General features: G+C 59.3%; 17 protein-coding genes and 6 pseudogenes. 16 read left to right on the top strand and 7 right to left on the bottom strand.

Features of this window, described 5'->3' with window-relative positions; translation table 11 throughout:
• Nucleotides 1-18 precede the first annotated feature (18 nt).
• The 5 genes and pseudogenes from ASD00_RS13705 to ASD00_RS40930 all read left to right on the top strand — a co-directional run.
• Complete coding sequence (locus ASD00_RS13705; RefSeq protein ID WP_057207155.1) at nt 19-1,209, top strand: serine hydrolase; 1,191 nt, start codon at nt 19-21, stop codon at nt 1,207-1,209.
• 359 nt (nt 1,210-1,568) lie between these two features.
• Complete coding sequence (locus ASD00_RS13700) at nt 1,569-3,416, top strand: patatin-like phospholipase family protein (RefSeq protein ID WP_082523547.1); 1,848 nt, start codon at nt 1,569-1,571, stop codon at nt 3,414-3,416.
• A 304-nt stretch (nt 3,417-3,720) separates the two neighbouring features.
• Nucleotides 3,721-4,410: a helix-turn-helix domain-containing protein gene (locus ASD00_RS13695; protein WP_244496046.1), complete on the top strand. Its 690-nt coding sequence runs from the start codon at nt 3,721-3,723 to the stop codon at nt 4,408-4,410.
• 194 nt (nt 4,411-4,604) lie between these two features.
• Nucleotides 4,605-4,754: pseudogene (locus ASD00_RS41640) on the top strand (helix-turn-helix domain-containing protein); the annotation flags it as partial.
• A 199-nt stretch (nt 4,755-4,953) separates the two neighbouring features.
• A pseudogene (locus ASD00_RS40930) lies at nt 4,954-5,127 on the top strand (hypothetical protein); the annotation flags it as partial.
• Between the two features lie 354 nt (nt 5,128-5,481).
• On the opposite strand, the pseudogene ASD00_RS13690 reads toward ASD00_RS40930, so the two are convergent.
• A pseudogene (locus ASD00_RS13690) lies at nt 5,482-5,790 on the bottom strand (LysR family transcriptional regulator); the annotation flags it as partial.
• A 162-nt stretch (nt 5,791-5,952) separates the two neighbouring features.
• Between ASD00_RS13690 and ASD00_RS38715 the strand changes: the two are divergent.
• The 4 genes and pseudogenes from ASD00_RS38715 to ASD00_RS13675 form a co-directional block, all read left to right on the top strand.
• A pseudogene (locus tag ASD00_RS38715) lies at nt 5,953-6,192 on the top strand (hydrolase); the annotation flags it as partial.
• Nucleotides 6,158-6,739, top strand: a pseudogene (locus tag ASD00_RS41180) (hydrolase); the annotation flags it as partial. The pseudogenes ASD00_RS38715 and ASD00_RS41180, both read left to right, overlap by 35 nt.
• A gap of 51 nt (nt 6,740-6,790) precedes the next feature.
• Nucleotides 6,791-7,189, top strand: a pseudogene (locus ASD00_RS41175) (isochorismatase family protein); the annotation flags it as partial.
• Nucleotides 7,190-7,445: 256 nt separating this feature from the next.
• The gene (locus tag ASD00_RS13675) at nt 7,446-8,120 is read left to right on the top strand and encodes a YoaK family protein (RefSeq protein WP_057207151.1); all 675 of its coding nucleotides are present in this window, start codon (nt 7,446-7,448) and stop codon (nt 8,118-8,120) included.
• Nucleotides 8,121-8,322: 202 nt separating this feature from the next.
• On the opposite strand, the gene ASD00_RS13670 is transcribed toward ASD00_RS13675, so the two are convergent.
• Together ASD00_RS13670 and ASD00_RS13665 are read right to left on the bottom strand one after the other, a co-directional pair.
• The gene (locus ASD00_RS13670; protein WP_057207150.1) at nt 8,323-9,150 is read right to left on the bottom strand and encodes an NmrA family NAD(P)-binding protein; all 828 of its coding nucleotides are present in this window, start codon (nt 9,148-9,150) and stop codon (nt 8,323-8,325) included.
• Nucleotides 9,151-9,211: 61 nt separating this feature from the next.
• Nucleotides 9,212-9,814, bottom strand: a complete 603-nt coding sequence (locus ASD00_RS13665; RefSeq protein ID WP_025430311.1) for an NAD(P)H-dependent oxidoreductase — start codon at nt 9,812-9,814, stop codon at nt 9,212-9,214.
• Between the two features lie 139 nt (nt 9,815-9,953).
• Between ASD00_RS13665 and ASD00_RS13660 the strand changes: the two genes are divergently transcribed.
• Nucleotides 9,954-10,916: a LysR family transcriptional regulator gene (locus ASD00_RS13660; RefSeq protein ID WP_057207149.1), complete on the top strand. Its 963-nt coding sequence runs from the start codon at nt 9,954-9,956 to the stop codon at nt 10,914-10,916.
• A gap of 139 nt (nt 10,917-11,055) precedes the next feature.
• On the opposite strand, the gene ASD00_RS13655 is transcribed toward ASD00_RS13660, so the two are convergent.
• Entirely contained in the window at nt 11,056-11,928 is an 873-nt protein-coding gene (locus tag ASD00_RS13655; RefSeq protein ID WP_057207148.1) for an SDR family NAD(P)-dependent oxidoreductase, read from the bottom strand.
• 74 nt (nt 11,929-12,002) lie between these two features.
• Between ASD00_RS13655 and ASD00_RS13650 the strand changes: the two genes are divergently transcribed.
• Nucleotides 12,003-12,467, top strand: a complete 465-nt coding sequence (locus tag ASD00_RS13650) for a MarR family winged helix-turn-helix transcriptional regulator (protein ID WP_057207147.1) — start codon at nt 12,003-12,005, stop codon at nt 12,465-12,467.
• Between the two features lie 428 nt (nt 12,468-12,895).
• Entirely contained in the window at nt 12,896-13,264 is a 369-nt protein-coding gene (locus tag ASD00_RS13645) for a hypothetical protein (protein ID WP_057207146.1), read from the top strand.
• A gap of 55 nt (nt 13,265-13,319) precedes the next feature.
• On the opposite strand, the gene ASD00_RS13640 is transcribed toward ASD00_RS13645, so the two are convergent.
• Entirely contained in the window at nt 13,320-13,670 is a 351-nt protein-coding gene (locus tag ASD00_RS13640; protein ID WP_057207145.1) for a hypothetical protein, read from the bottom strand.
• Between the two features lie 99 nt (nt 13,671-13,769).
• Nucleotides 13,770-14,501 carry a hypothetical protein gene (locus ASD00_RS39970; protein WP_156585547.1) on the bottom strand — a complete coding sequence of 244 codons (732 nt, stop codon included), beginning with the start codon at nt 14,499-14,501 and terminating at the stop codon, nt 13,770-13,772.
• Between the two features lie 653 nt (nt 14,502-15,154).
• Here ASD00_RS39970 and ASD00_RS13630 point away from each other — a divergent pair.
• The 4 genes from ASD00_RS13630 to ASD00_RS13615 all read left to right on the top strand — a co-directional run bounded on the left by ASD00_RS13630 (nt 15,155) and on the right by ASD00_RS13615 (nt 17,399).
• Complete coding sequence (locus ASD00_RS13630; RefSeq protein WP_057207143.1) at nt 15,155-15,457, top strand: DUF982 domain-containing protein; 303 nt, start codon at nt 15,155-15,157, stop codon at nt 15,455-15,457.
• Between the two features lie 126 nt (nt 15,458-15,583).
• Nucleotides 15,584-15,829 (top strand): DUF982 domain-containing protein, encoded by a 246-nt coding sequence (locus ASD00_RS13625; RefSeq protein ID WP_025430319.1) that lies wholly within the window; start codon nt 15,584-15,586, stop codon nt 15,827-15,829.
• 187 nt (nt 15,830-16,016) lie between these two features.
• The gene (locus ASD00_RS39965) at nt 16,017-16,208 is read left to right on the top strand and encodes a hypothetical protein (protein ID WP_057216906.1); all 192 of its coding nucleotides are present in this window, start codon (nt 16,017-16,019) and stop codon (nt 16,206-16,208) included.
• A 321-nt stretch (nt 16,209-16,529) separates the two neighbouring features.
• On the top strand, nt 16,530-17,399 hold the full coding sequence (locus ASD00_RS13615; protein WP_051509330.1) for a DMT family transporter: 870 nt from the start codon (nt 16,530-16,532) through the stop codon (nt 17,397-17,399).
• A gap of 234 nt (nt 17,400-17,633) precedes the next feature.
• On the opposite strand, the gene gcvA is transcribed toward ASD00_RS13615, so the two are convergent.
• A complete protein-coding gene (gene gcvA, locus ASD00_RS13610) occupies nt 17,634-18,533 on the bottom strand; it encodes a transcriptional regulator GcvA (protein ID WP_057207141.1) in 900 nt (299 codons plus the stop codon).
• Nucleotides 18,534-18,567 lie beyond the last annotated feature (34 nt).

The raw sequence follows: 18,567 nt of genomic DNA, 5'->3' as shown, positions 1-18,567 counted from the left end.
GAAATGCGAGAAGTACTGATGACATCGAGCTCTACGCCAACCTTCCGTGATCCCAGCAAACCCGGCGCACCCCTTGTCCCGCGGGCGGAGTGGGATCGCGCGCCGTGGAATCGCTGGACCTTCCAGAACGTGCGTTCGATCGTGCCCACAGCACAGGTTTGGCGAGGTCAGGGTGGACCAACGGAAATGCTCAGTGCGCATCAGGATATTGATCGCTTGGAGTTCGAGCTGGACGGAACCCGCCGGACGGTCGCAAACTTCATGCAAGCGCAGTATACCAACGCGTTTCTCGTTCTGCACCGCGGGAAAGTCGTCGCGGAGAGGTATCTCAGCGGCATGACCGCCAGGACGCCGCACCTCTCGCAATCGGTGGCCAAATCCATTGTCGGCACCGTGGCGGGCATTCTTATCGAACGCGGTGAAATCGATCCGGCCGCTCCACTCACCCAGTATCTCCCCGAACTCGAAACCACGGCGTACCGGGGTGCTACCGTTCAACATGTGCTGGATATGACCAGTGGCGTGGTATTCGACGAGACCTACACTGCCCAAGATTCCCACATGGCGCAGTTGGATGTCGCAAGCGGTTGGAAAGACGGACATCAGCCAGACTGGCCGACGAACGTTTGGGAACTGATCCTCACGCTGAAGGAGGCCGAGTGCCCACACGGGGCTTCGTTCCGCTATCGATCAATCGAAACAGACGCACTCGCCTTCGTTCTTCAGCGGGTAAGCGGTCTGATGCTATCTGAGCTCGTAAGCCGCGAATTGTGGTCGCGTATGGGGGCTGAGGAGGATGCCTATTTCACGGTGGATCCCGCAGGCTATGCGCTTGGTGACGGTGGCTTCAATGCCACGCTGCGTGACTACGGACGCTTCGCGTTGTTGCACCTCGGGCAAGGCAACATTGGTGGTCGGCAGGTTGTTCCCTCAAGATGGATCGAAGAAACTCGCTACGGAAAATCGTACCCGCTTGGAGACAACTATTGCGAGACCTTGCCGCACGGCACTTATCATAACCAGTTTTGGATCGAGGACCAGAAAAGACGCGCCTATATGGCACGCGGCGTGTTCGGTCAGTTGATCTATATCGACCCGGAAGGCGACTTCGCCGCTGTGATCCTCTCAAGTTGGCCACAGTTCCTCAGCACGGATCGGACGCGGACGGCACTAAGTGCGATACATGCCATCCGTGATGCCTTGAATTAAGTGCTCTCGGACGAGGGCAGCCGCGGCGCATGGTAAGCGTTCTGATGGCCTTGGTCATCGTGCCCTTCGCGACGGCAAGCACGCCTGTAGCGGCGGCTTCCTGCGCCGATTGTGTGCAACTCCACGACCGGCAGCTTCATCACATTGCCAGCAGTCTCCCCTCGGCCGACGACGTCATTCGTCCATCAATCACGAGGCTGACATCAACGATCGACCCGTCTGCTTTGCGGTAGGACGGATTACAAACTTGGCTGCCACAGGGGTGGCATCGCTTTTTTTGAGCCACTGCGCCTTGAAGCGCATTTGAGCGAAACGCATTATTGTTGGTGGGAGCGATCGCGTCTCGTGGAGTGGTGCAAATGTCTTCCGTCGAGTCCTTTGCAGCGAGATTATTGTCAGCGACATTGATGTTCGATCGGGCGTCTTTGGCGGCACTCGAGGCTTTGGCTGCCGAATCCGACAGGCGGATATTGCGACGTGGGGAGGCTCTGGTTCTCGAAGGTGAGCCATCGGATCGGTTCTTTATCGTGCTATCGGGCCGCTTTACGGTGCATAAGGAAGACTATGCTGGCGCGGTCGCTGAGATCGGCCAGGGCGAGCTCGTCGGTGAGGTCGGTTTTTTTGCAGGGCTGCCCCGCATGGCGACCGTGCTGGCTGCCCGCGATTCGATCGTCCTTGAAATCCGCGGCAGCCAGTTCGAGAAAGCGGCCAAGGCTTTGCCAAGCCTGCGGCAGGCGGTCACCACGTTTCTCGCGCGCCGGTTCGCCATGCAGTCTCCGAATTCATCGCGCCCAAAGGAACCTGCCAAGATCCGAACGCTTGCGATCATTCCAGCTGGCGGAAGTCGCATTTCACCAGTCTTCGTCCATCACCTGCGAGCGGCGTTCGCGGCGGGAATGCGCGCTGAGTTCCTTGCCCGGCCTGACATTGAAGCGCGGTTCGCCGGTCGTCCGATCGACGATCAGTCGGTTCTCAACTGGTTGAACGAACTCGAGGCCAAGACCGAGATCATCGTCTATGTTGCCGATGAAGAGCCCAGTGAATGGACACGGGTCTGCATTCGCCAGGCGGATAGCGTCCTGCTGCTCGCCGACGCGTCCTGCTCGCCCCGCCTGAACCGGTCCGAGGAACTGGCGCTATCGGTTCATTCACCCTCGACCGCGCGGCTCATCCTTATTCACGACAAACGCTCGGCAACGGATGTTGGCCATCATCACCATGTTGCACTGGGGGACGGGTCTGACATCCAACGCCTGGTCCGATTCTTTTCCGGCAAGGCAAGGGGCTTCGTAGCGGCGGGGGGCGGGTCCCTCGGCTGTACGCATCTTGGTGTTTGCAAGGCCTTCGTCGAGGCGGGCGCTTGCTTCGACTATCTCGGTGGGACAAGTTCCGGAGCGGCAATGATGGCCGGTTTCGCCAGAGGGCTGAATGCCGATGAGATCGACCAAGGCACGCACAACATATTCATCAAGGGTCGAGCGTTTCGTCGTCCCACCCTGCCGCATTTCGCTCTCCTGGATCACAAGGTGTTCGATCGGGCCCTTCAGGCCGAGTACGGCGACGTTCTGATTGAGGATCTGTGGCTTCCGTTCTTTGCGCTTTCGACAAATCTCAGCACTCGTCAGCCTCATGTTCATCGCCGCGGAAAGCTCTGGCAGGCGGTTCGCGCGTCAGGCTCGATCCCCGGTGTCCTGCCGCCATTCTTTACGGGTGACGGCGATATGCTCGTGGATGGCGCGATCATGAACAATCTGCCGCTCGAACAGATGAAGGAACTCAAGACCGGGCCCAATGTCGTCGCGAGCTTGGAGTCAGGTGGTCCACAGAAATACCACATCGACTATGACCGCATCCCCGGAGCTTCCGAGTTGGCGCTCGCCTGGCTAAACCCTTTCGGTCGCGCCAGCTTGCCAAAGGTGCCGAGCATGATTCAGGTGATTGCTGCGAGCATGCTGGCACACCGGCCGCAGGACATTGCCATTGGCCCAGAGGATGTCTTGGTTTGTCCGCCGGGTTCGAGCGCGGTGAGCTTCATGGATTGGAGCCGGCATTCCGAATTGTTTGCCGGGGCCTACGACTGGGCCATCCGATGGATCGACGAACGCCTGCGCCAGAACGACCCGGCACTCCACGCGGTGCTGGGCACCTCAGCTCAGAAGGGCCCGACCCAAGTCCGTGGCGACAGCATGGACAAGTCCACCACGTAGCGCGATCCGCTACGGCAGCACGGTTGCGCCGACTGTCGCCGAGCTTGAAAGCCGCATTTGGGCGCGCTCGTGTGAAACCCGCAGAATGCGAATCCGATTCGCGTTCACGTTGCACGCGAACACAGGCTGGAATAAAGTCTAGGAATAGATCCGGCCTTGTTTCGGTAGGTTCGTTCCATAGAAGTCGCGAAGAGATTGTCGTTTGAGCTTATATAGTAAAGACATGGCATGCGTGGGCGTCTGCTTCGGGACGCCTGAAGCCCCGTGCCTGACCACCGTACCAATCCGCGCCGCGAGCTTTTCCGTGACCAGCATTTGCCGGGAGCTTTGGGCGGGTGACGCAAACGACGTTCGACTTCCGGCCTGCGAGTCCTACTTCCTCATGCTCTATCTAGAGGACGCCGAACACGCAGACATCCGGTCGGACGGCTCCTGCGCTCCGGTTCGCCGCTTTGGGCGTGGCACGATCTGCATCGTCGATCTCGGGGACGGGGCGGCCATTCGCCTCAACAGTCGACTGCGCTCGCTGGCCTTCGTGCTACCCAAGGCCCTGTTCGGCGAGACGGCGGAGCTATCGCCGGACACCGGACCACGCCGCCTGGTGTGCCGTCGTGGCGAACCGGATTCGGTGCTTTGCAATCTCGGTACGGCGCTGCTGGCATTTTTCGCCGGTAGCGGAAAAGCGCCTTCACCGGCGCCCCTGGGGCCTGTAGCAGTCGCTATCTGCGCCCACCTCCTGCACCGGTATGGCGAGCCGATTGAGGCGAGCGGTGGAAAGGCGGCAAGGGTGTTCCTGCGGGAAGATCTCGGCACCGCGCTATTGCCAATCGCCACACGGATCGACAGGGCGAAGGCGTACCTCGCCAATCATACCCTCTCGCTGGAGGACATTGCCTGCGCGTGCGGATTCGGCAGCCTTGAACATTTCGCAAAGGCATTTGTCGGCGAAACGGGCGTTACGCCTTCGGTCTGGCGGCGGGGGTGCCTCCATTAGTCCAATTGCTTGAACGAAGAACTTGGCCAGTCTTTCGTTCGCCTGTTAGTTGGGAGTCGTACGATAGGGAGGCCGCCCCGGAAAGCACCCAGGAGCCGAACGCCATTCGCCGATCGATCGTCGGCGCATCCCCAATCTCCATCATACGGAGATCCGATCGCGAAGACTTGGCACCGTGCCCGGCCAACGCGCGCGATAAGGCTCGCGACCTGCTCGTCTCCTCACCGCTGCCAATCGCCGAGATTGCAATGGCGTGTGGCTTTGCCGACCAAAGCCACTTCACGCGCGCCTTCTCGCGTGTGGTCGGCACCACGCCGGAATGCCGGCAGCGCCATCAGCGTTGAGCGCAATCACCGTTATGTGAACGGTGTATCCCTGCCGTCCGCCGAGTTTCCCTTCGTTGCGGGTAAACGGGAGAATCTTCAAAAAGCAGACATTCCGGACAAGAACCTGCAGCGGGATAGAAGCAATATCGGGGAACCACTTCCGCAACCGGCAATTACTCGGGGAGAAGCCGATGATCCTGACAGTCACGCCGCCGTCATGCCCGACTGGTCACCGGTCAGGACCTTCGGTGGCTATGCCGCCTGGGGCGGTCCGGAAGGCGCCGGCGCCTGGACATCACGCCTGCCGATCGCCGATCTCAAGGGCTTCTTCGGCGCGCTCGGCTGCGCCTGCAGGGCCGTTCAGCGACAGAGGAACGCACGGCATCGTTAGTTAAACTCCCGCAAAGGATCAAAGAATGAAAAACATGGCCGGACCTGCCGCAATAGCGGCAGTCTCAATCTTGATCTGTTCATCTGTCGCTCTCGGCGATGACCGTGCCCCAGCAACGGGCAAGGCCCGCCCCTCTTGGGCGAAGGTCGTTGTGAACCATCCGACGCCGAAGCGTGGCGCCTATTACAAGGGGATATCCTCGACCGCGTTCGCAGCTTCGAATGGCAGCAGATCCGATGAGGGTGGTGGCACTCGCCCCACGTTAAGATGATGACCGCCAGAGAAGGAGGGTTGGCTGCCCATGAGTTTGCGTGGCTTACTGCAGCGTCGCCACGAAGGCAGGCACATACTGTTGCCAAACCAGGTCGGCGCGCTGATGCGAAGCCGCCCCTGATCCGCCTTGTGGGCGTCGATCACGTCATTGCGCGCCGTTTCGAGCGCCGGCATGGCGGGCTGGACCTGTGCGGCGAAGATCGCCCCGTCCGTCGTCAGCGACACCTGCCGCGTCGTGCGCACGAAAAGCTGGATGCCGAGATCGTCTTCCAGAGTGGAAATGGCCCGTGTGATCGCGGCGGGCGCCAAGTTGAGCTCCCGCGCTACCTGGGCAAAATTTCGTTTTTCGGCGGCAAGCAGGAAGATGCGCAGGGCCTTGTAGTCGTTCATCTTGATTATTTCCAAAAACGCAATTCATTCGCAATTTTTATTGCAATTACTCGACGCAATCAACGGGACTACACCTATTCTCACCAAACAAGTTTACCGCAGAAACCGGCGAAGGCGGCGGCAGACGCCCTGCTTCCCACCAACTCAAAGAGGAGATAATCCATGTCCAGCAAACTCGAAGTCCTGACCCCCGTCAACAGCCAGCTCATTTTCATCGACCAGCAGCCGCAGATGGCATTCGGTGTCCAGTCGATCGATCGGCAAGTGCTGAAGAACAACGTCGTCGGCCTCGCAAAGGCAGCGAAGGTCTTCGATATTCCGACGACGATCACCACCGTCGAGACCGAATCCTTCTCCGGCCACACCTATCCCGAACTGCTCGCCGTCTTCCCGGAAAACGACACTCGAAGTCCTGACCCCCGTCAACAGCCAGCTCATTTTCATCGACCAGCAGCCGCAGATGGCATTCGGTGTCCAGTCGATCGATCGGCAAGTGCTGAAGAACAACGTCGTGGGCCTCGCCAAGGCCGCCAAGGTCTTCGATATTCCGACGACGATCACCACCGTCGAGACCGAATCCTTCTCCGGCCACACCTATCCCGAACTGCTCGCCGTCTTCCCGGAAAACGACATCCTCGAGCGCACTTCGATGAACTCCTGGGACGATCAGAACGTCCGCGATGCGCTGGCGAAGAATGCTGCGAACGGCCGCAAGAAGATTGTCGTGTCAGGTCTGTGGACCGAAGTCTGCAACACGACCTTCGCACTCTCGGCTCTCCGCGATGTTYCGGACTACGARATCTACATGGTTGCCGATGCTTCCGGCGGCACTTCGGCCGACGCACACAAATACGCAATGGACCGCATGGTTCAAGCCGGCGTCATTCCGGTGACCTGGCAGCAGGTCCTCCTTGAGTGGCAGCGCGACTGGGCGCGGAAGGAAACCTATGACGCCGTCACCACGCTGKTGAAGGAGCATTCCGGCGCCTACGGMATGGGCATGGCGAAGAATGCTGCGAACGGCCGCAAGAAGATTGTCGTGTCAGGTCTGTGGACCGAAGTCTGCAACACGACCTTCGCACTCTCGGCTCTCCGCGATGTTTCGGACTACGAAATCTACATGGTTGCCGATGCTTCCGGCGGCACTTCGGCCGACGCACACAAATACGCAATGGACCGCATGGTTCAAGCCGGCGTCATTCCGGTGACCTGGCAGCAGGTCCTCCTTGAGTGGCAGCGCGACTGGGCGCGGAAGGAAACCTATGACGCCGTCACCACGCTGGTGAAGGAGCATTCCGGCGCCTACGGAATGGGCATCGATTATGCCTACACCATGGTCCACAAGGCCGCTGAACGCGTCACCCACGGCAAGCGGATTGGCCCGAACCCCGCAAAATAATCATCACCGGTCGCCTCCCTGGTTTGTCGTCGAGACGCACCAGGGAGGTGGAGGCCCTGACCACAGGGTTCGATTTCACTTTCGAGCACACGTTGGAGCACCGGACCGGTATTAAGGAGAAAGCACGCAGCACCTGAATAGCGTCGTTAAATCGCCTCACCCGGCCGTCGTCGGAGGACAAGCGTGGATCGCTTGCTGCGCCCGCTTTGCAAGAAGGGCCGGAATCAGTCTCAACCAATAGAGGTCACCGCAGACAATGCTGAATATACTTCGCGGGAAAAGCAATTCACTGGTACTGGCATTCGTCTCCGGATTCGCGGACGCGCTCTTCTTCATTCATTTGGGCGGCCTTTTCGTTGGACTGGTCACCGGCAATGTCGTGCTCCTCGGGCTGGGGCTGGTCGGTCACGAAAAAGGTGGTTTGCGTGGTCTTCAGATCATGTCATTCCCTCTCTTCATGGTGGGCGCGGGTTTGGCGGCGATCATGGTCACCTCGATCAAGCCTCTCGAACGCGCGACGTTCTGGACGCTCATGGTCGCCGCAGCCGCGTTCGCGATGTCCGCTCTTCTTGCAATCTTCGATGCCGGGCCGGTATCCGCCTGTGCACTTCTCGCCGTCGTCGCGATGGGGATGTTGACGGCCATCGAGCGTCTCGACACCAGGCTCGGCCCGCCGTTCTCGCTGATGACAGGCAACATCGCCGGGCTCGCCACCGCCGCTGCTCGTCGCCTCATCGGCTACACCGAGAAGCCGGAAGAGTGGGGGCAATCATTGACGTCGCTCATCCTGGTGCTTGGCTTTGTGCTAGGGTGCGCCGCCGGCGCGTTTGCGCAAGTCACGGTTGGCGTTGCCGGCATGCTCTTGCCAGCCTCTTTGTTGCTCCTGATCGGCCTTTTCTATTCGCCTCAGAGCGCACAGAAGTCGAGCTAAGCGGATGGTCGCTGTCATTTTGTCGCCCGAAGGTGCGATCGCTGCGGCTCGACGGAGACCGCACGACCGCTCGTCGGGCAGACGTCTGGACCTACCCCCTATGCGAATGAGTGGCCTCACCATGTCGCTACTCTGTTGGATCTCTCAACAATGTCATCGACCGCGGTTGAAGGAATGACCTTCCGCAGACCCCTTGACGCACTTAGACATCCAAATCCGTTTGTGCGTAATTGAGGAAGTACCCCGTAAATACCGTCGCCCCCACGTAAGCAAACACGTCGGCTAGTTGCTCATCGCTCCAGCCGGCGAATTGAGCGGCCTTCCAGGTGACGTCGGCGACGTTTCCCGAATTGGCAGCCGCTTCCCTGGCCAGGCCGGCGAGCACATCGATTTTGACGTCGTTTGTCGAGGTGCCCGTTTTTAAGGCACCGACCTGCTCTTCGGTCCAGCCATTCATCTGGGCGAGCCGACTGGCGATACGGGTCATGTAGGCGTTGCCGACCCCGGCCGCAGCCGCGAGGGTGAGGGCCGCACCCACCTTCGGGTCGAAGGTAGTGTGCTCGGCAAGCACGGCGCGCAGGGACGTGTACGCTGTCAGGACCGTGGCACGCACGCCGATCTCGGCGATGTGCTTTTCGACCTCGTACTTGCTGTCGAAGTGCGGGACGCCCGTCTGTCGATTGGCAGAGCCGACCGAGTTGAAGACGAGGTGTACGCCTGCGGCCTTGGATGCGTCCGCGGCGGAGTTGCCCTGCCGCGTCTCGGCTTGCGGACCTCCTTCGAATGGCGTCGTCCTCACGAAGAGAGAGGTCGCTCCTTCGAGCGCCTTGGTGAGCGTGGCCGTGGCTTCGAGTGAGGCGCGGAAGAGCGTGGCGCCAGCGTTTGCGAGCTTCCTTGCCTTCGCGGAGTCGGTATTGCGCGTGACGGCGCGAACCTCGTGGCCGCGCTCCAGCAGGTTCTTCGCGACAGCGCCGCCTTGTTGGCCTGTGGCTCCCGTGACGACGACAGCAAGCTTCCGACTGATGACCAATCCCCTTTCACTGGACCAGATTGGGCCGCCGCCGGTTGGGCCGAGCGGCGACCCAACGCGTTCAGCCGACTGAAGCCAGTGCGGATGTGGCCTGACGCCCTGTCTGCAGCGTGTGGCTCCACCAGGAAAAGTCATCCAACAGAACGCCCGCCGCCTGTTCGAGATGCGGAAAATCCGCGAAATCCTTGCCCTGCTGCCAGATGCCAAGGAACTCGGCCATGCCGATGTTCACGGACTTGGGGATCGGCGCCATCTGAAGTTCGACGGCAACCATGCGCAGTTGCTCGATGGCGCGTGCGGCCCCGACGCCGCCATACCCGACGAAGGCGGCCGGCTTGCGGTTGAATTGCTGGAAGGCATAGTCCAGCGCGTTCTTCAGCACTGCGCTGTATCCGTGATTGTATTCCGGCGTGACGAAGACGAACCCGTCCAACGCGGCCAGCTTCGCCGCCCAACGCTCTGCGACGTGATCCTTCGGCTGCATCCAGGCCGGCGATGCCGGCTCATCGAAGAATGGCATCGGGTAGTCGCGCAGGTCGACAATTTCGACGCTGAGATCGCTGCGCCGAGCGGCAATCTTGTGAAACCATGCGGCCGCCCGCTCGCTGAAGCGGCCCTCTCGCGTCGAGCCGACGACGATGCCGATATGTGGGTTCTTGGACATGTGGGTGCTTCCTTTCAGGCTTGTCGAACAATCGGGACTGCGTGCAATTCCCGCTGCCCCTAAAATGCTCGCCGCATATTTAATTGACTAGGCGGGGCTATCGGATTTAACTCCCCCATTTTTAGAAGGAATATCGACGATGCTCGACCTGAACGACATCGGCCTGTTCGTGCAGGTTGTTCGCTTTGGCAGTTTCGCGGAGGCCGGACGTCGTTTGGGGATTCCCGCCAATACGGTCAGCCGGCGCATTCAGGAATTGGAAGAGCAGCTCGGCGCCCGGCTCATGCAGCGATCCACCCGGAAGCTGAAACTCACCGATGCCGGACATGAACTCTACGATAATAGCGCTGCGCCCGTGGACGGACTGCAACAAGCGGGAGAGGATCTGATTGCCGGCGCGCGGGTGCCGAGGGGGCTGATACGTGTGGCGATGCCCGCCGACTTCTTCGACTTCTACAAAATGGAATGGATAGCCGAGTTCCTGGCCTCGCACCCACAAGTGCGTATCGAGTTCGTGTTAAGCGACGCCACGGTTGATCTTATCGAAGAAGGCATCGATGTCGCCTTCCGAGGGAACGCAACGCGTGGTCCGAACTATGTTGTGCGCAAGATCCAAACCCGCTCGTTCGGACTTGTCGCCAGCCCCTCCTACCTTGCCGCGCGCGGGACGCCTGCCACATTGCAGGAGCTGACCCGTCATGATTGTCTGTTTATGCCACAGGCCCGGGACTATGCGACCTGGCGCCTTCAAGGTCCCGACGGACCCGAGGAGGAGGTGACCGTCACCGGCCGCGTGATGGCGAATACCGCACAGGCGATCCGAAAGGCGGCGATAGCAGGCCTCGGCATCGCGTTGACACCAATCCTGGGCACAGCCGATTTCGCGGCTGGCCGACTGGTGCCGGTGTTGCCCCAATACATGCGCCGCAATCTCGGCATGAGCGTCGTCTACCCCAACCGGGCTCACTTGCCACTGGCGGTTTCTGCTTTCATCGACTCCGTCGTCGGCAAGATACGTGCCGAATTGTTGAGCGCAGAAGGATCGCAGCAATTCGCGCCAATTGCCGATCCAACTTCAGAAGGGCCGGACCCACGGCTCTGATATAGCATCGGTAGGTCGGCAATAGACGTCAAAATGCCCCGGTTTTCCGGGGCCTTTGTCAGTGTTCCGCTTCGTACGCGCTCCTGCAGGACTCCAGGCACGCTCGTCGGGTCCTTTCAGCCGCGAAGCCTCGTCCGCCTCAGGAAATCGCCCCAAGCACCTCGTGGGTTATGGCCCACAATGCCTGCCGCGCATTCGGGTCGTCGGCGGGCGAGACAGGCTCCAGCGGCGTTGCATCCTTCACCGAGAAATATCCGCCCGTAGCGGTCCCGAACTCAGCATCCATGGCGAGACGAACGATGATGCCCGCGCCTCGACGGGGATCGCCAATCTTCAGCCTCGTCAGGATCCGTTCGAGCATTGGCGCAAAGCTCAGCTCGCGCCCCAGATCAGTGACATTAAAACCTGGGTCCAGGCAGTTCACTGCCACGCCGGTTCCTTCCAGCTGCCGCGAAAGTTCGAGGGATAACATGATGTCCAGCAGTTTCGTCCGTCCGTAGATCCGTGAGGAGCCTAGCCAGGAAAACCGCGTGGGCGCGAACATATCGCCCGTCAGTTCGATTTTTCCGTGATGGCGGGACGCTTCCGATGCCGTGGTCACAATGCGCGAGGGTGCAGACCGGATCAGCGTCTCGCGCAGGGTGCTCGTGAGCAGCCAGGGTGCGAGATAATTGACCGCCATCATCTCGTCGTAGCCGTCGACCGTGGTGCGCGGCGCGAAGGCGTGAATGCCGGCATTGTTGATCAGCACATCGATCCTGTCATATTCCCTCGCGATCGTCTGGCCGACTGCGGAGACTGTCTCCAATCGCGTCAAGTCCGCATAATGAATGTCGATCTGCGCCTGCGGCGCGACCGTCCTGATTGCATTACCGGTGGCTTCCGCATTGACCTCGGAGCGTGCAATCAGCACCAAATGCGCGCCACGACTGGCCAGCTCGATCGCCGCCAGACGCCCGATTCCGCTCGTAGCGCCGGTCATGACGACGATGGGCGCGGAAATCTCGGACATGGACACCTCATGGATATAGTGGATATATATCCATCATATCGATAACGCCAAGGAATGGAAAGGGGAGCGACTGCATGGCGTCCCTCACCGAAGACGAAACAAATGAGACGCCCCTGCTGTGGCTATCGCTCGGCGAACAGCTCAATGCACTGCTGAGCGCGTCCCGCGCGGTTGCGACTGAAATGGCCGCCAGCTTCGACGCCGATTTGCAACCGGCCGCCTATCACATCATCCAGTGGCTTCACGCGTACGGGCCGGCTCAGGCGAGCCATGTTGCAGATGGTTTGGCTATGGACCGTAGCGCGACTAGCCGCCTGGTGCGACAGCTAAAGCAAGCCGGAATCGTCGAGTCTCGTCCCGATCCGGCCGATAAGCGTGGCGTAATACTGTCCCTGACAGACCAGGGCGCCGCCAAGATGCGCGCAGCGATCAAGTACAAGGGCGAGGTTTTTCACCGTCGTATCGACGGCTGGAGCGAGGCGGATCTACGCCTCTTTACGGCCCTGCTTCGTCGCTTCAACTCCGGCAAAGCAAACTAGGACCAGCCCCCGAAGGGCACAGACATGGTGGTCGGCCTTAGTGGAAGCCGCCGTGGTTGCACGAGAACGGTCATTCGGGAACGTCAGCCGGCCTTGTAGCACGCACCGTGTCGGTGATGGACAATCTCGCAAATCATCCGGCCATGGGCGTGTCGGCCGCTGCATTAGACAGATGGCCTCCTTTCGAGGAGGCCATCCTGCACACGATCCGGAGGGATTAGTTTCGGGATCGCTTTTGCGCGTGCACTAATATAATGGCGAAAGCGCAGGATTGTTCCCATCCAACGATCGGCTCGCGAGGGCTTCTCGCCTACCGGCGTCAAACCCTCTGCCGACTTCTTCGTGGCGATCGAAATTTCGCGCAACGACCAATTGATATTATTGTTCCGCCTCTAGTTACCTACAAGGTAAAGCCCCGGAGGAACTACATGATACGGTATGTGCTTTTGCTGAACCTGGTCGCATCTCCAGCTTTCGCCCAGTCAGGGGATCTGGAAGCGATATGCGCCACGGTCGCAAAAAACTTCCTTCTGACCGATGTGTTGCATCTTGGAATTGTTCAGTCCTTCCCGGAACTGAAGCCGCCGGGCGTGCGGCTGACCTATTCGACGCGTGCCAACGTGGCAAAATCGGAAATGTCGGACACGTTTGAATGTGAATTCAGTAACGCGAAGCCGCCCTTTTCATTGGTCCGGTTTTGCCAATCGAACACCTGCTATTCGCCCCAGGAGGAGGACGCTGCGCGAAAAAGGCGGTTCGATGAGATGCGTATCCTTTTGGAGCGATCACAAAAATAGCCCGGCCCCCGGACGTCTGCGAAGAGAGACCGTTCCAAACTGATCCAATGCATCATCAGATGGCATGTGGCGTTTGCTGATGCTGAACGAGTTTCCAGTCGTTCTCGCAAGCATGATAGGTCGACGTACAATAGGCGTGATAAGCCTCCGTTTCGCGCCTATTCGCTAACGCACGATAGGCCAAGACCATGACGTCGTCCGACGGCTGCGCAAAACACTTTTCCGTCATCCTGATCCAATCCCAACGCGGCGACTGTCGAATGCTTTCGATGATTTCGGACCCTTGAAGAATGCCGAGAGGCGCCACGAAAACCATAATGCAGCCGGGGTGCACAAGATCCCTGTAGGCACTCTCGCCTTCACGCCAGAGACGCTCTTCCATTGTCCAGGCGTCATTGTCGATCATAACCACCTCCTGAGTGCAATGAGCAGCAAAATACTGCCTGCCCGATTTCGGTTCCCTTGCATGCCCGCCCAGTGCTTCGCTTAAGAAACTTCAGAACGCTCAGACGAAACTTCCTTGAAGATTAGGGTTTGCTGATGTGACAGTGAAAAGAGTTTCGCAATGGCCCTGATCGCGCCCGATGGTGGCAGACTTCATGGATGTAGCGCAGACGCAGCCGCGCTCCTGGCTTCTATACGCTGGCTGAGGAGATTGCCGTAACCGAGCGCGTGATCGTCCGCATTGGTTGCCCGCTGGATCTACCCGAAGCCAAGGGATGCCAGTCGTGCACCACAATGCCGGCGATTTTCCCTTGGGACATGGATCGGCGGCCCGCATTTGTTCGTTTGGCTCAAAGGGCTTGGGATTTTCAACGTGATCTCCTTCAACGGTCATCTCGGGCCAAAGCCGCTTCACAATTTCGTCGATCACACTTGGGTCTATCAAATCCTCGGCAATCATGATCAAAGCCGTCGCCAGTGCACCGAGACCAAAAGATGCACCGAAAGCGTAGATCTGCAACCCGAACGCAAGCGGATCAAGACTTTGGCCGTGCCCGAGGGCGACCGGAGCGATTTTTACGATCAGAGCAGCGCTGCCCCAAGCAAAAACCCCACGCTCACGTTCAAAATAACGAACCGGATCGGCGTCGGCATAATGAACCTCATGGACCTCGCGACCCACCCTAACCTCAAAATCGACTATCGGTCGATCGCTCAGAAGAAATCGATCACGAATGTGGCAACGAATGAGCGGAACAAACGACAGGAGCGACCGTTCGCAGACCGGCGACATTCAGGTCTGACTTCCGGTTCCCAATGGCGACAAAAGACTGCGTCGTGTCTCTTGCAGACGCCGCCCGCGGAGATCCTTCCGTGACCAATACAACCGTCTTTAGTCACGTCCGTGGCGGTTCCGGAACCTTCAGTCTTGTCAATCGGTTCTTCTCATTGAACCTGGAGTACTGGACATGTCCAAGAAGACTGCTGCCCCACCCAAGAGGGTCGACCCTAGAGCACAGCCAATCCGCCGTCCCGACAACAAGGAAGCGCCATCGGAGCCCGACGACCGCAAACATCCCGCGCGAGATATAAGAGAGATGCCAGCGCCGAACCCAAACGGTGACCCTGCAGACGGGAGTTAGCCCCGTCCACCGCTGCACATGATGGTGATGTGAGAATCTCTTAATTTCGCCAGGCACCGTCACCCGCTATCGGCCGGAGCTTAATTCAAGATGGATTTCAAAGGGGCAAGGTCACGGACGCTAGATGTTTATGCGCGCGAGGGATATCTGGAGCAGCCCGGTGCGAGGTCAGCAAGTTCGGAACAATTCGCCAGCGCCCGCGTTTTATGGACACTGCGGGCGTCAATTGCCCGCTTGAACATCCATTCGCGGCACCTAATTTAACCTGTCTTTCTTCATCCACTTGCATGTGAAGGAGGAACCCATGTTCATTGCGGAAATGCCATGGTCTGTGCCGCTCTTGGTAAAGTTTCAGAACGGCACGCATCACGTCTTCTCGTCCGTCTATGAGGCTCTTGATTTCCTGGAAAATGAGTGGCCGCTTCGTCGAGGACAGCGCTACGAGCGCGCGGTCAGGACTTGCCGCGGTGCACTTCAGCGGGCGACACCAGTCGCCGTCGCGCGCGAAGCGTTCATCGCAGCCTGTCTTGAAGCCGGTTTGCCGGCCACAGCGGCATTTGAACAGGTGAAGGTGCCCGGAGGCAGTAATCCTCAAAGGGCCGCCTAAGGTTACACTGGCGATCACGGAACGACCTCCGGCGATCCACGCAAACCGGGGCCCTGCTTCTGCCGGGACCGCTTCGGAACGAAGGCTGCATCCGATCGTTATCCCTGCGAAGAAAAGGACAGGGCGATGATCGAAACTTGGAACGAATGCGTCATCATCCAGCTTCCCGACCTCGACGGCGTGCAGATGGTTTGGACGCCCGCGCGGGCAGCTACTTTGCTTAACGACAGCTGGCCGGTAGACTATGGTGTCGCCTTCACCGACGCCCTCAACAAGTGCACGGACGCAATGCTTGGTACCTACCCTTGGGAACAAGCCCGCGAGGCGTTTGTGGAGGCAATTGCCGAGGCTAAGATTACAAAACTGCACTGACATCACGCTGTCGCCCCGCGCTCGCACCGCGATCGACCATGTCCCACACATGTCCGCAGGTTCAATTGGAATGCGGGGCCCGATGCGACCAGCCCTGGCGGCCGAAGGCGTTGGCGAGGCGTCGAAAGCGGCCGCCCGCAGGGAACTTGTCTGCCCGTCCCGGCGTTATTTGGCCGGAGGTACGATCATGTCCAAACATATTAACGATCAAAAGCTGAATTCACAGCCCCACCAACCTGTGTTCGACGTCGTGGAGCATTGTATCCGCCACAGCATAAGCAGCAAGGATCAGGGCAAGCTCCTTTCCCTGTTGGGCAAGTTCGCGAGCAGGCATGAGCTCGAAACCAACGCCCCGCCCAAACGACCGCGCTTCCGTTAACCCAACTGCTGTGCAGATCGTCTGGCTACAGCGCCGCTTAAGACGGCAAAGTTCGCTGTAGCACTTTGAATTGCTGCATGTTTTTATCGTTGGATTTAGGGAAACAGGCAGTAGTGTGAAAAGTGGTCCGCGACGCCTCCCCTCGAACCTTATGCGAGAAAAGGGAGGGCTTGGCGTCGACCGGCGCGGCCGCACGCGACCGAGTGACGATTGCAAACCTTGGCTTCATCACCGCGCCGTCGACAACATGCCGGCTTGCACCGGACTTTGACCCAAGGACTATGCTACTCAGGATCGTCAACGATTCTGAGTGTATGTGAGATGAGCTCCAAGACCCGCGGCTACCTCTTCGCCTTTCTGGCGATCTGCATTTTCGCCGCCCAGGACGCCATCACCAAGTACCTTGGTGATCGTTACCCGGCGCTTTTCATAACCATGATACGGTTCTGGGCGTTTGCGCTCTTCGTATTCTGTTTCGCCGCATCGTCACCGGGCGGATATCGCCGCGCCGTTCAGACGCGTCATCCTTGGTTACAGATCGCACGCGGACTTTTGCTCGTCGCGGAAATCGTCATCATCGTCTTTTCCTACGTTCATGCCGGGCTCGCGATGAGCCAGTCGATCTTCCAGGCAACGCCGCTGATCATCACGGTCCTGTCAATTCCGCTGCTGGGAGAGACGGTAGGATGGCGGCGCGGGACCGCGGTACTGGTTGGGCTGATTGGCGTTTTGGTGATCATAAATCCCGTAGATGTTCACTTCGACATGTCGCTTCTTCTGCCGCTTGCAGCATCCGTGCTGTTTGCGCTCTACAGCATCGCCACCCGCGCGGTCAGCCATGAGGATTCGGCAGTCACAAGCCTTTTTTATGCCGGGGTCGTCGGAGCTCTGGCGATTTCGCTCATTGGCCCCTTCTATTGGACCGAAGTCCAGACTTTCGACTGGCTTGCGCTGGCAGCGCTTTGCGTCTGCGGTACGCTCAGTCACTACTTCCTGATCAGGGCGTATGGGCTGCTGCCTGCCGCCGAAGTTCAGCCTGTCACCTATTTTCAGCTGGTTCTCAATGTCATTGTAGCTGTGATGTTGTTCGACGAGAATTTAACGCACAACATGATCGCAGGCGCTCTCATCGTCGTCGGCGCGGGCCTTTTCACCATCTGGCGAGAACATCAATTGACGAAGCGGTCGTAGGCAGGATTGTGGACGCCATCCGCGTCCAAAGGCCAGTGCCTCGCGGCGGGTGACTTCGACGTTGGTATGTTTTCATTCGAGTTATACCTTTTTCCAAGAAAGGCATAACAACGAGAGGAGCGGAGCAAGAGAGACAATCGGCGGCGGCAAAAGTCCCTGTGCCGCGACGTCGCAAAACGTCCAACCGCGATGGCGGGAACACAATCACATAACCGCTGTGATTGATCCGATGTCTCAGCCCATCCTACCCGCCTTGGCCGCGCTCATCCATTCTCGAACCTCCAGAACAGCGGCCGGGTGGCGCGGCTTGCGAGGCGAGACCAGATAGAAGTCCGCTCCAACGCGCAATTCTGGCGTGAACGGGCGGACAAGACGACGGGAACCCAGATCGTCCGTCACGAAGAACAGGCTGGCGAGAGCGAGGCCCTGCCCGGCCGCCGCTGCCTCGATCGCGAGCGAGGTTTGGTTGAACCGGATGTTCTTGCCCGAGGTGGCGACCCCTGCGGGAAAGGCAACATCCAGAAACTGGGGCCAGAAATCATGGGCATCATGTAGCAACGCATAATGCCTGAGATTTTCAGGCTGTGTTGGCGGTCCAAGCTTCTCGATCAACAGAGGGCTTGCGACAGCAACGATCACGTTTTCGTACAGGAGGTCGGCGATCAGACCCGGTCCGAATGGCGGACGCCCGTAGCGCACCGCCAAGTCCACCGCGTCGGTTTGGAAATTGGAGATCCGGTCGGTCGCCAGAATGCGCAGGCCGATGTCGGGATGCATCTCCGTGAAGTCCGGCAACCGTGGGATCAGCCAGCGTGACGCGAAGGTTGGCGTCACGCTGATGGTCAGATGGCGTGGTTCGGGTTTCAGGGCTTCCGTCGCATCGGAAATCAGTTCGAAGGCGCGGCTGATATTGCCCACATAGCTGCGCCCAACGTCGGTGAGCGCAAGCGTCCGCGTATGGCGCTCGAATAGCTTCAGGCCGAGGGAGGTTTCCAAACCGCGCACCTGCTGCGCGACTGCACCCTGCGTCACTCCCAACTCTTCAGCGGCGAGGCGGAAGTTCAGATGTCGCGATGCGGCCTCGAAGGCACGCAATGCGTTCAGCGGCGGAAGTCGCCGATTACCGTCAGCCATGCGATAGTTTTTCTACTGGATGATAAGTGTTGTT

The organism is Ensifer sp. Root31 (genome assembly GCF_001424825.1).
GTDB lineage: Bacteria > Pseudomonadota > Alphaproteobacteria > Rhizobiales > Rhizobiaceae > Ensifer > Ensifer canadensis.
This window is presented reverse-complemented; position numbering and strand designations above follow the sequence as displayed.